The 13836-nt window shown below is 64.6% G+C and carries 14 protein-coding genes and 1 pseudogene; 6 read left to right on the top strand and 9 right to left on the bottom strand.

Features of this window, described 5'->3' with window-relative positions:
• The first annotated feature begins 79 nt into the window (after nt 1-79).
• The 3 genes and pseudogenes from IDM45_RS06420 (at nt 80) to IDM45_RS06410 (ending at nt 4967) form a co-directional block, all read left to right on the top strand.
• Nucleotides 80-1192: an extracellular catalytic domain type 1 short-chain-length polyhydroxyalkanoate depolymerase gene (locus IDM45_RS06420; RefSeq protein ID WP_209422108.1), complete on the top strand. Its 1113-nt coding sequence runs from the start codon at nt 80-82 to the stop codon at nt 1190-1192.
• 127 nt (nt 1193-1319) lie between these two features.
• On the top strand, nt 1320-3080 hold the full coding sequence (locus IDM45_RS06415) for an AMP-binding protein (RefSeq protein ID WP_232654242.1): 1761 nt from the start codon (nt 1320-1322) through the stop codon (nt 3078-3080).
• A 55-nt stretch (nt 3081-3135) separates the two neighbouring features.
• A pseudogene (locus tag IDM45_RS06410) lies at nt 3136-4967 on the top strand (ABC transporter transmembrane domain-containing protein).
• A 46-nt stretch (nt 4968-5013) separates the two neighbouring features.
• Here the strand turns inward: IDM45_RS06410 and IDM45_RS06405 are convergent.
• Entirely contained in the window at nt 5014-5373 is a 360-nt protein-coding gene (locus IDM45_RS06405) for a toxin-antitoxin system HicB family antitoxin (RefSeq protein WP_209422107.1), read from the bottom strand.
• Between the two features lie 60 nt (nt 5374-5433).
• On the opposite strand from IDM45_RS06405, the gene IDM45_RS06400 reads away from it, so the two are divergent.
• From IDM45_RS06400 to IDM45_RS06390, 3 genes are all read left to right on the top strand, one after another.
• On the top strand, nt 5434-5691 hold the full coding sequence (locus IDM45_RS06400) for a type II toxin-antitoxin system Phd/YefM family antitoxin (RefSeq protein ID WP_209422106.1): 258 nt from the start codon (nt 5434-5436) through the stop codon (nt 5689-5691).
• Nucleotides 5681-5968: a Txe/YoeB family addiction module toxin gene (locus IDM45_RS06395; protein ID WP_233457478.1), complete on the top strand. Its 288-nt coding sequence runs from the start codon at nt 5681-5683 to the stop codon at nt 5966-5968. The genes IDM45_RS06400 and IDM45_RS06395 overlap by 11 nt, the downstream gene beginning before the upstream one ends.
• 70 nt (nt 5969-6038) lie before the next feature.
• Nucleotides 6039-7478: a Fic family protein gene (locus IDM45_RS06390; RefSeq protein WP_209422105.1), complete on the top strand. Its 1440-nt coding sequence runs from the start codon at nt 6039-6041 to the stop codon at nt 7476-7478.
• A 314-nt stretch (nt 7479-7792) separates the two neighbouring features.
• Here the strand turns inward: IDM45_RS06390 and IDM45_RS06385 are convergent, their stop codons facing one another.
• The 8 genes from IDM45_RS06385 to IDM45_RS06350 all read right to left on the bottom strand — a co-directional run bounded on the left by IDM45_RS06385 (nt 7793) and on the right by IDM45_RS06350 (nt 13802).
• Nucleotides 7793-8383, bottom strand: coding sequence for a hypothetical protein (locus IDM45_RS06385; RefSeq protein ID WP_209422104.1), 591 nt, complete (start codon nt 8381-8383; stop codon nt 7793-7795).
• Between the two features lie 72 nt (nt 8384-8455).
• The gene (locus IDM45_RS06380) at nt 8456-8746 is read right to left on the bottom strand and encodes a hypothetical protein (RefSeq protein WP_209422103.1); all 291 of its coding nucleotides are present in this window, start codon (nt 8744-8746) and stop codon (nt 8456-8458) included.
• A gap of 36 nt (nt 8747-8782) precedes the next feature.
• Nucleotides 8783-8926 (bottom strand): DUF1010 domain-containing protein, encoded by a 144-nt coding sequence (locus tag IDM45_RS06375; protein WP_209422102.1) that lies wholly within the window; start codon nt 8924-8926, stop codon nt 8783-8785.
• A complete protein-coding gene (locus tag IDM45_RS06370; RefSeq protein ID WP_209422101.1) occupies nt 8923-9480 on the bottom strand; it encodes a hypothetical protein in 558 nt (185 codons plus the stop codon). The genes IDM45_RS06375 and IDM45_RS06370 overlap by 4 nt, the downstream gene beginning before the upstream one ends.
• Before the next feature lie 7 nt (nt 9481-9487).
• The gene (locus IDM45_RS06365; protein ID WP_209422100.1) at nt 9488-9778 is read right to left on the bottom strand and encodes a DUF1010 domain-containing protein; all 291 of its coding nucleotides are present in this window, start codon (nt 9776-9778) and stop codon (nt 9488-9490) included.
• 228 nt (nt 9779-10006) lie between these two features.
• The gene (mmsB, locus tag IDM45_RS06360; protein WP_209422099.1) at nt 10007-10903 is read right to left on the bottom strand and encodes a 3-hydroxyisobutyrate dehydrogenase; all 897 of its coding nucleotides are present in this window, start codon (nt 10901-10903) and stop codon (nt 10007-10009) included.
• A 79-nt stretch (nt 10904-10982) separates the two neighbouring features.
• Nucleotides 10983-12149 carry an acyl-CoA dehydrogenase family protein gene (locus IDM45_RS06355; protein WP_209422098.1) on the bottom strand — a complete coding sequence of 389 codons (1167 nt, stop codon included), beginning with the start codon at nt 12147-12149 and terminating at the stop codon, nt 10983-10985.
• Between the two features lie 129 nt (nt 12150-12278).
• Nucleotides 12279-13802 carry a CoA-acylating methylmalonate-semialdehyde dehydrogenase gene (locus IDM45_RS06350; protein WP_209422097.1) on the bottom strand — a complete coding sequence of 508 codons (1524 nt, stop codon included), beginning with the start codon at nt 13800-13802 and terminating at the stop codon, nt 12279-12281.
• Nucleotides 13803-13836: the final 34 nt, after the last annotated feature.

Genomic DNA, 13836 nt, shown 5'->3' with positions numbered 1-13836 from the left:
AGGTTGCCAGCCCGTCAGGGCCGATCTTTTGCCACCTTTCACTTCACGCGCGCTTTGAGCGCCGCAAGCAGTTTTTCCTATGAACCACCCTTTCCACGACATGCTCGGCGAGGCCACGCGCCTGACGCAGAGCGGCGACCTGATGGCCGCCACCGAGCTTATCCAGCGCGTGCTGTGCGGGCAGGCCGCCTTCGCTCCGCCAGCCGCCAGCCCGCGCCCCGACCGCGCCGGTGCCGCTACCGGTGCTGGTGCCGGCCTGGTGATCGACGTGGACAGCCGCGTGCTTGCCGATCCCATCCCCGATCCCGATGTCATCCCCGGCGCCGCCGAGCAATGGCTGCGCGGCAGCTACGCCGGCAAGGGGCGGCAGCTGGCCTATCGGCTGTATGTGCCGCCGCGCCAGGCGGGCCAGGACGAGGCGCGCCCGCTGATCCTGATGCTGCACGGCTGCACCCAGGATGCCGACGACTTCGCTGCCGGCACGCGCATGAATGCGCTGGCGCGCGAGGCTGGCGTGCTGGTGCTCTATCCCGAGCAGACCCAGCACGCCAACGCCCAGCGGTGCTGGAACTGGTTCAAGCCGCAGCACCAGCAGCGCAACCGGGGCGAGCCAGCGCTGCTGGCTGCGCTGACGCAGCAGATCATGGCCGAGTACCACGCCGATCCCACGCGCATCTATGTCGCCGGACTGTCGGCGGGGGGCGCCATGGCCGACATCCTGGGCCGCACCTATCCCGAGCTGTTCGCTGGTGTGGGCGTGCATTCGGGTCTGGCTGCCGGCGCCGCTGCCGACCTGCCTTCGGCGCTGAGTGCTATGCACGGCGGTGCGGCGGCAGGCCATGCCAGTGCGCCGGCCTTGCGCCCGCTGATCGTGTTCCACGGCGATGCGGACGCCACCGTCCATCCGGCCAACGGCGCGGCCCTGGTCGAGGCCGCACGCAGCGCGCAGCGCGCGAGCCTGGGCGCGGCGCAGGTCAGCGAGGGCCGGGCGCCCAACCAGCAGCGCTTCACGCGCACCCTGCATGGCCGGGCGGAAGGCGGCACGGCCATCGAATACTGGCAACTGCATGGCACCGGCCATGCCTGGTCGGGTGGCAGTGCAGCGGGCAGCCACACGGCGCCCGGCGGGGTGGACGCCAGTGCGCAGATGCTGCGCTTCTTCTTGGCGCACCGCCAGACGGGCGCGCGCTGACGGCGGCGGGGCTTGCCGGGGTGCGCAGTCCGCTGGGGCCGGCTCTGCCAACGCTTCTGGCCTGCTGCTGGACTTGGCCGGGTTTGGGTATAAACACCCGCGACTGCAACCCTATCTGGAGGCCCACGTGACCTACCTTGCTGACCCTGCTTCGGCTGTTGCCTTCCGCACCGCACGCGACCATCTGCTGGCCCACGGCGCCAACCCGGCGGCCACGGCCGCCGCTTTCCGCTGGCCGCGCCTGGAGCACTTCAACTGGGCGCTGGATCACTTCGACCGGCTGGCGCGCGAGCAGCCCGAAGCGCCGGCGCTGTGGATCGTCAACGAGGGCGCGGATGAGCTACGCATCAGCTACGGCCAGATGGCGGCGCGCTCCGACCAGGTGGCCAACTGGCTGCGCAGCCTGGGCGTGGCGCGCGGCGAGCGCATCCTGATGATGCTGGGCAACGAGGTGGCGCTGTGGGAGGCGCTGCTGGCCGCCTTCAAGCTGGGCGCAGTGGTCATCCCGGCGTCCGCCCTGCTCACGCCGCAGGACTTGTGCGACCGCGTCGAGCGCGGCGGCGTGCGCCATGTGATTGCCGGCGAGGCGCATGTGGACAAGTTCGCCGAGGTGCCGGGCGAGTACACGCGCATCTGCGTGGGCGCCGCCCCTGCCGGCTGGACGGACTTTGCCGCCAGCGGCGGCGCCAGCGCCGATTTCACGCCCGATGGCGCCACGCGCGCCACCGATCCGCTGCTGCTGTACTTCACCTCAGGCACCACCTCCAAGCCCAAGCTGGTGCTGCACACGCACCAAAGCTATCCGGTGGGGCATTTGTCCACCATGTTCTGGATCGGCATCCAGCCCGGCGACATTCACCTGAACATCTCGTCGCCCGGCTGGGCCAAGCACGCCTGGAGCTGCTTTTTTGCGCCCTGGAATGCCGGCGCCTGCATCTTCATCCACAACAACGCGCGCTTTGCCGCCCGGCCGCTGCTGGAAGTGCTGGCGCGCTGCCAGGTCAGCACGCTGTGCGCGCCGCCCACGGTCTGGCGCATGTTGATCCAGGAGGACTTGAAGGCCTGGCGCGGCAAGCTGGCGCTGCGCGAGGTCATAGGCGCGGGCGAGCCTTTGAACCCGGAGATCATCGAGCAGGTGCAATCGGCCTGGGGCCTGACGCTGCGCGACGGCTACGGCCAGACCGAGACCACGGCCATCGTCGGCAATGCACCGGGGCTGCCGGTGAAGGCCGGCTCCATGGGGCTGGCGCTGCCAGGCTACCGCGTGGTGCTGCTCGACCCCGACGGCAACGAGGCCGAGGACGGCGAGGTGGCCCTGCGGCTGGACGACGCGCCGGGTGACGCCCCCGGCGGCCACCCCGGCACGGGCCGGCCCCTGGGCCTGATGGCCGGCTACGAGGACAGCGCTGCGCGCACCGCCGCCGTCATGGAGGGCGGCTACTACCGCACGGGCGACGTGGCGCGGCGCGACGCGGACGGCTACTACACCTTCGTGGGCCGGGCCGACGACGTGTTCAAGGCCAGCGACTACCGCATCAGCCCCTTCGAGCTGGAGAGCATCCTGATCGAGCACGACGCCGTGGTCGAGGTGGCCGTGGTGCCCAGTCCCGATCCGCTGCGCCTGTCCGTGCCCAAGGCCTTCATCACGCTGGCCCAGGGCTGCGTGCCCGACGCGCAGACCGCCCGCGAGATCCTGGCCTATGCCCGCGAGGCGCTGGCGCCCTACAAGCGCGTGCGGCGCATCGAGTTCGTGCAGGAGCTGCCCAAGACCATCTCCGGCAAGATCCGCCGCGTGGCATTGCGCGCGCTGGAAGACGAGCGGCGCGGGCGCGGCGAGCGCGAGCAGGGCGAGTTCTTCGAGGACGATTTTCCGGATCTGAAGGCCTGATGGCTGGACGAGCCGAGACCCGGGGCCGCCCGGGCCGGGTGGCGCTTTTTCCTTCATGACCCGCACATCGCCCGCACCCTCTGCCAGCCCTGCCGTCCGGGGCCAGCCGCGCGCGCTGCGCGGGCTGCTGCCGTTCCTGCGGCCCTACCGCTGGCCGATTGCGGCGGCGCTGCTGTGCCTGCTGCTGGCATCGGCGGCCACGCTGGCTTTTCCGCTGGCGCTGCGCCAGTTGATCGACCAGGCGCTGGCAGGGGCGGCGGGGGCAGCGGGCGGGGCAGCCCACGCGCATGACCTGGGCCGGCTGCGCGCCTATTTCGCGCTGCTGTTTGCCGTGGCGGCGGCGGTGGGGGTGTTCTCGGCGGCGCGCTACTACGCCATGAGCTGGCTGGGCGAGCGCGTCACCGCCGACCTGCGCAGCCGGGTCTATGCCCAGGTGCTGCGGCAAAGCCCGGCGTTTTTCGAGACCACGCAGACGGGCGAAGTGCTGTCGCGCCTGACGGCGGATGTCACGCTGGTGCAGACCGTCATCGGCTCGTCGTTTTCCATGGGGCTGCGCAACGCCGTGCTGGGCCTGGGTGCGCTGGCCATGCTGGTGTGGAGCAGCCCGCTGCTGATGGGCCTGGCGCTCTCGGCAGTGCTGGTCGTGGTGCTGCCGGCCATGCTGATTGGCCGGCGCGTGCGGCGCCTCTCGCGCGCCAGCCAGGATCGGGTGGCCGATGCCAGCGCCATCGCCGCCGAGGTGCTGGGTGCCATCCCCGCCGTCCAGGGCTTCACCGCCGAAGGGCGCGAGGCCGCGCGCTTTGCCGCCGCCGCCGAGGACGCCTTTCGCACCGCCGTGCGCAGAAGCGGCGTGCGCGCGGCGCTCATCGCCTTCATCATCGTCGCCAATGCCGCGCTGCTGCTATGGGGTCTGTACCGCGGCGCCGAGGCCGTGCTGGCCGGCCAGATGAGCGCCGGCGCGCTGGGGCAGACCATCGTCTATGCGCTGTTCCTGGCCGGTGCCGTGGCGGTGCTGGGCGAGGTCTATGGCGACCTGCTGCGCGCCGCCGGCGCCATGGAGCGGCTGATGGAGCTGCTGGCCGCCCAGCCGGACATTGCCTCCCCCATCCTGCTGAACGGCAGCACCTGCCGCCCGGGCGGGCCTGGGCGGTGGCGTTCGAGGCGGTGGATTTCCACTACCCGTCGCGCCCGGATCGGGCGGCGCTGGCGGGCTTCACGCTGCACTGCCGGCCCGGCGAGACAGTGGCCCTGGTCGGTGCCAGCGGGGCCGGCAAGACCACGGTGTTCCAGCTGCTGCAGCGCTTTTATGACGTGCAGGCCGGGCGCATCGCGCTGGGCGGCTGCGACATCCGCACGCTGGGGCTGGATGAACTGCGCGCGCATATCGCCGTGGTGCCGCAGGACGCGGTGATTTTCTCCAGCAGCGCGCTGGACAACATCCGCTACGCCCGCCCGCAGGCCACGCGCGCCGAGGTCATGGCTGCGGCACGCGCCGCCTTCGCGCATGATTTCATCGAGGCCTTGCCCGAGGGCTACGAGACCTTCCTGGGCGAGCGCGGCGTGCGCCTGTCGGGCGGCCAGCGCCAGCGCATCGCCATTGCGCGGGCGCTGCTCAAGGATGCGCCGGTGCTGCTGCTGGACGAGGCCACCAGTGCGCTGGACGCGCACAGCGAGCGGGCGGTGCAGCAGGCGCTGGACGCGGCCCTGGCGCAGGGTGCTGGCCGGCGCATCACGCTGGTCATCGCACACCGGCTGGCGACGGTGCAGCACGCGGATCGGATCGTGGTGCTGGAGCAGGGCCGGGTGGTGGAGCAGGGCAGCCATGCGCAGCTGCTGGCGGCGGACGGGGTATATGCGCGGCTGGCGCGGCTGCAGTTCACTGCGTGAGCTGTTGCTGTTGCTGTTGCCGTTGCCACGCCCGCGCTCATGCGCCTCAGGTCAGGTGCTCGCGGCGCCCCAGGCCTTCTGCGATGAAGGTGAGCACCAGAGCATTGAGCGACACACCTTCGGCCTTCGCGCGGGTGGTCAGCTGGGCGTGTGTCTTCTTGGGCACGCGCGCGACAAACTTGCCGGAAGCCACGCCGCCACTGTTGGGGGCGGGCACGGCAAAGCCCTTGGCCTCCAGCGCGGCAATGGTGCTTGCCAGTGCATCGCGGCCGTTGCCGATGGCCTCCGCGATGGTCTCGCCATCGGAAATGCACTCCGAGAAATCCGGATAGGCAATCAAAAAACCGCCGCCCTCGGCAGCGGTCAGGGGACGGATTTCAAAAGGGTAGTCGTCCAGGTTTCGCATGGCTCACGCTCCACTGACCAAAGACAGAAATTTCTTCACATAGATCGGCTTTACCGGTCGATGTGCTGGAACCGGCAAGGTCTTGCCGTCCGCACGGATGAACACGCAGTGGCTGGAGCCTTCGAGGATGCCGACTACACAGTCATCGTCCGGCGTGACGCGCCCGATGCCGTGGTCATGTCTCTGGACACTTTCAACAGCCTGATGGAGACCGTGCACCTGCTCAAGTCGCCCGCCAACGCCACCCATCTGGCGCGCTCGATCGCCCAGTTGCGCGCAGGCCAGGTGCAGGAGCGGGATCTGGCAGATGCCGATTGAGTCGCCAGCAGACAGGCTGGTGCGGCTGACCTGGACGCAGGCGGCCTGGGACGACTACGCCTATTGGCAGGGCCAGGACAAAAAAACCCTGAAACGCATCAACCTGCTGATCCAGGATTGCCTGCGCCAACCGCTTTCCGGCATCGGCAAACCTGAGCCGCTGAAAGAAAACCTGTATGGCTTTTGGTCACGGCGCATCGACGATACGAACAGGCTGGTGTATTGCGTGGACGGGCAGGCGTTGGTGGTGATCGCCTGCCGCTATCACTATCGCTGAATATAGCGGTTTGGTAGAAAACGAGGGTTTTTCTAGCAAAATGGCTGCTCCCATAGCGAAATTACAGACCATGCCCGACACCCTCCTGGGCTTCCACCGGCTCGCGGAAATTTACGGCATCCAACTGGTGCAGCCGCTGTTCACGCGCAGCCGCCTGGGGTCTGTGCGCCAGCGTGAAGCGACCGAAGGCCAGGAAACACGCACCTGGCCCGCGCAATACCAGCCAGCCGACAACTTCCGCGGGCACTTCGAATTCGGCCTGAAGTACGAGCGGCTCAGCTTCGAGTTCTTCTCACGGCTGTTTCACCGTGTCGAGCCAGAGGACGTGGCGGCCTGGGTGAGGGACGAACCCATGGGCCGCTATGCCCGGCGTGCCGCCTTCTTCTATGAATGGTTCACCGGGCGGCAACTGGCCGTGCCGGACACTCCGCCCAACGTGGGCTACGTGGACGCGATCGATGCCGGCCAGTACCTGGCCGCGCAGCGGCCGGACCGGGTGCGGCGCTGGCGGGTCAACGACAACCTGCCAGGTTCACGCGATTTCTGCCCGATGGTCTTCCTGGGACTACAGGATCAGCGTGACTTGCTCTATGACGTGGCAGCGGGTGTCCAGTCGCTTGACGACACCTATGGGGCAGAGTTGCTGCTGCGCAGCGCGGCCTGGCTGACGTTCAAGGAATCGCGGGCCAGCTTCGCGATCGAGCACGAGGCAGACCAGCAAGACCGGGTGAAGCGCTTCGCGGCGGCCATCGCCCACTACAGCGGCCGTATGGACGACCCAATGGCGCCCGAGCAGCTGCTGACGCTGCAGCAGGCCGTCCTGGGCGAGGCAGCACTGCGGGTGGGCATACGCCAATCGCCCGTGTTCGTGGGCGAACGCAGCTTTGCGCGCGAGATCGTCCACTACATCGCGCCGCCTGCGGAACTGGTGACGGACATGCTCGGTGCGTTGCGCCGCTTCGAGGCCCGCACGCGGGGCACGAGCCCGGTGGCGCGCGCGGCGGCGGTGTCGTTCGCCTTCATCTATTTGCACCCGCTCGCCGATGGCAACGGCCGCATCCATCGCTTCCTGGTCAATCACCTGCTCGCGGCGGATAAGGTGGTGCCGGCCAACATCATCGTGCCGGTCTCGGCAACGATCGCCGGCTCGGCCAAAGGGCGTGCTGACTATGACCTGGCCCTGGAGGCTTTCTCGCGGCCCTTCATGCAGCTCTACGCCGATGCCTACCGCTTTGGACAGAAGCGGGTGTGCCCGGATGGTGTCGAGACCAATGTCGAATTCCTGCAGGCAGAGGATGCGCAGCATGCGTGGCGTTACCTCGATCTGACCGGGCAGGCACGCTACCTGAGCGGCGTGCTGCGCCAGACGGTCGAGCAGGAAATGGCGCAGGAGGCGCTAGCGCTGCGCCGCAACGACCAGGCGCGAGCGGCGATCAAGGAGTTTGTCGAGATGCCGGACGCGGATGCGGACCGGCTCATCCGCTCGCTCAAGGAAGGGGCTGGCAGGTGAGCAATAAGCTGCGCAAGGATTTGCCACAAATCTTTGCCGAAGGTGGGGTCTTTTACCCAAGGCATGTGCGGATCATCGCTGCAGTGTGTGCGGTGTTCGAAGACGACGGCTCGGAAACCGAATAAGGCTAGTGCGCGTGAGCTGATGCCACCACAGGGCGCAGAGTAGCCTTGCCACTCATTAAGAGGGCGGAGCTCCACGCGCGCCATTTTGTTTTTCCATTTTTTCTGAGGTTGGCTGATGTCTGTGTGCGCCCTAACACCTGAGTTAAGCCGCGCCGCGAAGCGGCGTCGGCTTGAATGAATTGTTAGATTTCACACTCGTTTGGCCTCAATTGCTACCAGCTGCGCAGCCATGATCAGGTGGTGAACTGGCACGAGGTCTAGGTGCATGAAGGTCCCGGGGGCGTTCTCATATATGTAACGCCAGTCAACAAAAATGCGGCTCGCCTTCTCAACGAGTTGCTCCCGAAAGTCTTCAAGCTTCAATCGTGGGACTCCCATCCGAGCGCCGAAGATGTCAGCGAGGCGATCTTTGTGTCGACCTTCGATAAGGTCAAAGATCGTCGGGATGTGATGCGTCTCTAGCTTCTTGCGAAGAGATGCTGGAAGAGCTGAATATTCAAATGCGTTGCTGTGCTCCAGTACAACAAGGCATTTGAAGTACAGTTCTAACGCCATGGAGAGGCACATGATTTGCCCAGGCGCCACATTTGCATTCTTTACAGTCTCGATGTGCTTTCCGAGAGCGTTTGACGATTCGAGATACTTGTTTGCTAGTTGGAAAATCTGAAGGCTTATCTTGCGCTGTGTCTTAGCACCCTCCGTAAGCGCGGCATGCATCTCTTTGGCTTGCTCAAACGTGTATCCGAACTTCTTCACAAGCTCTTCTGGCGATTCGAGCATCCGATAACCTCCAGTGAAATCTAACGGGCTAGATAAGCCGCCCGCAGTATGCGGGTCGGCTTGAGCGATGGGTTAGGCTTGAGTTTCACCTCTTGGAATAGAGCCCGAAAGCCTATCCACTAAGGCACGGGCTTGACCAACAGTTTTTGCCTGCAGAGCATTTTTTATTTCCTCCTGATCCCATTTGTATCTCTCAACATAAATGGAAACACTTGTGACCAGCGCTGCATGAACAGCGGGTTGTAATTCTGAGTCAGCACTTCCGTTAAAGCAGGATTGATTTGCAATCCAGCGACCATCTTCGTTTTTGGCGATATCGAGAGCATGTCTAACAAATCCCTCGTCTTTAATTCCTCTATCCATAAATATTTCCTTTCTGAAAATTGAAGTGAAAAATTCCTAACGGGCGAGGTAAGCCGACCGCAGAATGCGGGTCGGCTTGACCGAAATGTTAGAGCCAGAAGCCAAAATCGATAACCTAAATTTGACGACGGGCACGAACTGCGAAAAAGCGTGGCGCCACCGCTGCGAGTTATGGCTCATGCTGCGGTGAATCGTAAGAGTGAAAGCGCTATGAGTGCCAAAATACAGGCGCTACTGACTGCGAGTGCAGTAAACCGGGCTACTCGATAAGTAGACTCGCCTGTTTGTACTCGGCGCCACTCTTCCTTTAGCAGCAATTGAGCTTCACCGACCAATCTCTTTTCTATGGCGTTGATTTCTCGATAATCCATTTTTTGACCAGGCTGCAATAAATTTTCAAGAGATTCGATAGTAGAAAGCACGGCGATAGCTTGGGCTTCTTTGGGATTTAATCTAAGCCTAATCTTGGCAGTTGCTTCATTAATTCCGACGAAGTCGTCTCGCACGACCTTCCAGAGTTCGACGGAGCTTTCTATGTTTGCAGCACCAGCACCATAAATAGCATTGGTATGTGCAATGACAGCCGCTATTTCGGAGCGCAAAGCGTCAATCCATGCTTGGCGGAACTCGGAAGTTTTTTGTTCTTTACTTACGATCAATCCTAAGAGAGATATCAGGCCCGCAATTAAGGCGGCCACAACAGCGCCGATAGCAACATCTGGAAGATTAGGCATATATTTTCTAACGGGCGAGGTAAGCCGACCGCCGTAGGCGGGTCGGCTTGACCGAAATGTTAGAGCCAGAAGCGAAAACCGATAACTTGGATTTGGCGACGGGCACGAACTGCGGAAAAGCACAGCGCAACTGAGGCTGCGCAGCACTGCAAAAACAATAGCTGCTTGCGCTTGCTAGGCAAGGGCTAGAGGCCAAAAATAATAAAAACCCGCGTGACGACAGCAGGCGAAGCCCAGAGAAACGACAAACCAAGCGCTGCACAACGCTTGAGAAAATAAATGCCGTTTGAATAAGCATGGGCTTGATGAATAAAGCGGGTTTTGAGTGGTGCTAACTAGGTTTAGGCGACAGTCTTTCGTGGACGACAGTCGCATAAAAAGATCGCCATCCGGGTTTTCTTTTGTTGCGGTTTCACCGCAGAATCGTTTAGCCAAACCTAAATTTCCCCGGATAGAAAACGCCAAGGGCGCTGAAACGACATGCTACAGCGCCCTTGCTCTGCGGTAAAGCCACTACCTCAGCAGCTCACCCCTGTTTCTGCACCATCTTGATCACACTCGAAAAATCTTCGCCACCATGTCCGGCAAGGCTATGCGCCGCATACAGCGCCCGCGCCATGCCGCCCAGCGGCGTGCTGGCCTTCATCGCCATCGCATTCTCCTGCGCCAGGCCCAGATCCTTCAGCATCAGATCCGTGCCAAAGCCGCCCGCATAGCCCTTGCTGGCCGGCGCGTTCTCATGCACGCCGGGGAAGGGGTTGTATTTCTCCAGCGCCCAGTTGCCGCCCGAGCTGCGGCGCATGATTTCGGCCAGCACCTTGGGATCCAGTCCGTTGGCCACGCCCAGCGCCATGGCCTCGCTGGTGCCGATCATCAAAATGCCCAGCAGCATGTTGTTGCAGATCTTGGCGGTCTGGCCGGCGCCCACGCTGCCGGCGTGGAAGATGTTGGCGCCCATCTTTTCCAGCAGCGGGCGGGCGCGCTCCAGGTCGGCGTCGCTGCCGCCGACCATGAAAGTCAGCGTGCCGGCAATCGCCCCGCCCGTGCCGCCCGAGACCGGCGCGTCGATGAAGGCGATGCCCGCAGCCTCGGCAGCCTTGGCGACCTTCTGGCTGGTGGCGGCGGCAATGGTCGAGCTGTCGATGACCAGCGCGCCCTTGGCAATGTGCGCCAGCAGCCCGCCCGAGCCGTCCCGGCCCAGGAACAGGCCTTCGACGTGCTGGCTGGCCGGCAGCATGGTGACCACGGCCTCGGCGCCCTGCACGGCGTCCTCGGCGCTGGTGGCGATGGCCAGGCCTTCGGCGCGGGCCTTGGCCAGCGCGTCCTGGCTCAGGTCGAAGGCCTTGACGCTGTGGCCAGCCTTGTGCAGGTTGATGGCCATGGGGCCGCCCATGTGGCCCAGGCCGATGAAGGCGATTTGCATGTGTGTCTCCTTGGAAATTCAGATGAAAAGCGGCGCAAAGCCTTGTTTAGCAAGCGCTGACAGCTATGGTTTTTGATGGTTATCGGATCGCGTCCGGCGCGTCGCCGTCCAGCATCCGGCGACCGATGATGACGCGCATGATCTCGTTCGTGCCTTCCAGAATCTGATGCACGCGGGCGTCGCGCAGCAGGCGCTCTAGTGGGTATTCGCGGATGTAGCCGTAGCCGCCGTGCAGCTGCAGCGCTTCGTTGACCACATTGAAGCCGGCATCCGTGGCAAAGCGCTTGGCCATGGCGCAGTAGGTCGATGCGTCGGGCGCGCCGGCGTCCAGCTTGGCTGCAGCCAGGCGCACCATCTGGCGCGCGGCGACCAGTTCCGTGGCCATGTCGGCCAGCTTGAACTGCAGCGCCTGAAAGCTGGCGATCGGCTTGCCGAACTGCTTGCGCTCCTGGATGTAGCGCTGGGCGTGGGTCAGCGCTCCTTGCGCCGCACCGACCGAGCAGGTGGCGATGTTGATGCGCCCGCCGTCCAGGCCCTTCATGGCGATCTTGAAGCCCTCGCCCTCGCGGCCCAGCAGGTGGCTCGCGGGGATGCGCACGCTGTCAAAACTGATGGTGCGCGTGGGCTGGCTGTTCCAGCCCATTTTTTCTTCCTTCTTGCCGTATTCGATGCCGGGCAGATTCGCTGGCACGGCAAAGGCGCTGATGCCGCCCGCGCCCGAGCCGCTGTCGCCCGTGCGCGCCATCAGCACCAGCACGTCGGTGGCGCCGGCGCCGCTGATGAAGGCTTTTGCGCCGTTGATGACGTATTCACTGCCGACCAGCTCGGCGCGGGTCTTGATGCTGGCCGCGTCCGAGCCGGCGCCCGGCTCGGTCAGGCAGTAGCTGGCGAGTTTCTGGCCGCTGGTCAGTGGCTCGCCCCATTCGGCGCGCACCTCATCCGTGGCCCAGGTGCCCAGCATCCAGGTCGCCATGTTGTGGATGGTGATGAAGGCTGTGGTGCTGGGATCAACCGCTGCCAGCTCCTCGAACACCAGCGTGGCGTCCAGGCGCGGCAGCTGCAGGCCGCCGGCGTTTTCGGGCGCGTACAGGCCGCAAAAGCCCAGTTCGCCGGCCTTGGCGATGGCTTCGCGCGGGAAGATGGCCTCGGCGTCCCAGTGGGCGGCGTGTGGCGCGAGTTCCGACTGGGCGAATTGCCGGGCGGTGTCGGCAAAGGCGCGTTGGTCTTCGGTCAGGTCAAAGTTCATGCGCTTCAATCTCCTCGGATGCTCGTGTTTTTATAGCTGCCAGCGCTTGCTGGGTAAGCGCTGGAGCCTGTTTTGGCTGCTACTCCCTCTCCCTGCAGGGAGAGGGATCAGGGCAGCGGGCGCGGCGTCTTACTTCAGGCTGATGGTGGTGTTCACGCCGTGGTGCAGCGTGCTGTCGTCGAACCAGCGGGCGGTCACCGTCTTGGTCTGGGTGTAGAACAAGACCACCTGCTTGCCGTAGGGGCCGAGGTCGCCCAGCTTGGATGCGCGGCTGCCCGTGAAGGAGAACAGCGGCACCGGCACCGGCACCGGCAGGTTGATGCCGACCTGGCCGACGTCGATGTCTTCCTGGAACATGCGCGCGGCTGCGCCCGATTGCGTGAAGATGGCCGTGCCGTTGCCGTTGGGGTTGGCGTTGATGAAGTCGATGGCCTGCTCCAGATCGTCGGCTTCGACAATCGCCAGCACCGGGCCGAAGACTTCCTGGTCGTAAATCGTCATGCCGGGCTTGACGCCGCTGAAGATGGTCGGGCCGACGAAGTTGCCCTTCTCGAAGCCTTCGACCTTCGGGTTGCGGCCGTCGAGTTCGAGCTTGGCGCCTTCCTGGACGCCGCGCTCGATCAGGCTCTCGACCCGCTCGCGCGCCTGGCAGGAAATCACCGGGCCCAAATCGGCGCCCGGCGTGGTGCCGGCCGAGACCTTCAGGCCCTTGGCCTTTTCCACGATGTCGGAGACCCAGTTGCGCGCCTCGCCCACCAGCACCACGACGGAGATCGCCATGCAGCGCTGGCCGGCGGCACCGAAGGCCGCGCCCACCAGGGCGTTGAGCGACTGCTCCTTATGCGCGTCGGGCATGACGATGGCGTGGTTCTTGGCGCCCATCATGCACTGCACGCGCTTGCCGGCGAGGCTGGCGCGGTTGTACACATGGGTGCCGACCTTGGTCGAGCCGACGAAGGAAATCGCCTTGATGTCCGGGTGGTCGCAGATGGCGTTGACCACATCCTCGCCGCCATGCACCACGTTCAGCACGCCGGGGGGGATGCCGGCTTCCAGCGCCAGCTCGCAAAGGCGCATGGTGACCATCGGATCCTGCTCGGAGGGCTTCAGGACGAAGGTATTGCCGGTGGCAATGGCCATGGGGAACATCCACAGCGGGATCATGGCCGGGAAGTTGAACGGCGTGATGCCGGCGCACACGCCCAGCGGCTGCATGACGGTGTAGGTGTCAACGCCGTTGGCCACGTTGTTGGCAAGTTCGCCCAGCTGCAGGTTGCCGATGGCGCTGGCGTGCTCGACCACTTCCAGGCCGCGAAAGACATCACCCTCGGCGTCGGGCAGGGTCTTGCCCTGCTCGGCGGTCAGCAGGGCGGCGAGTTCCTTCATGTTCTCGCGGATCAGCTGCTGCAGCTTCAGAAAAATGCGCGCGCGCGTGCCGATGGGCGTCTTGCGCCAGGTCTTGAAGGCCTCCTTGGCGTTGGCCACGGCCTCGCCCACTTCCTCGGGCGTGGCAAAGGGCACGTGGGCCAGCACTTCCTGGGTGGCCGGGTTGACCACGTTGCGCCACTGGGTGGTCTTGGACTCGACCAGCTGGCCGTTGATCAAGAGCTTGACGGTGGGAACCTTGACGGCTTGCGAGGTGGATGCGTCCATGGCGTTGATGTCTCCTGAAGAAAAAGGGGGGAAG

The organism is Melaminivora jejuensis, assembly GCF_017811175.1.
Classification (GTDB): domain Bacteria; phylum Pseudomonadota; class Gammaproteobacteria; order Burkholderiales; family Burkholderiaceae_C; genus Melaminivora; species Melaminivora jejuensis.
The sequence above is the reverse complement of the archived record's forward strand: the minus strand, read 5'-3'. Positions and strand labels throughout refer to the sequence as shown.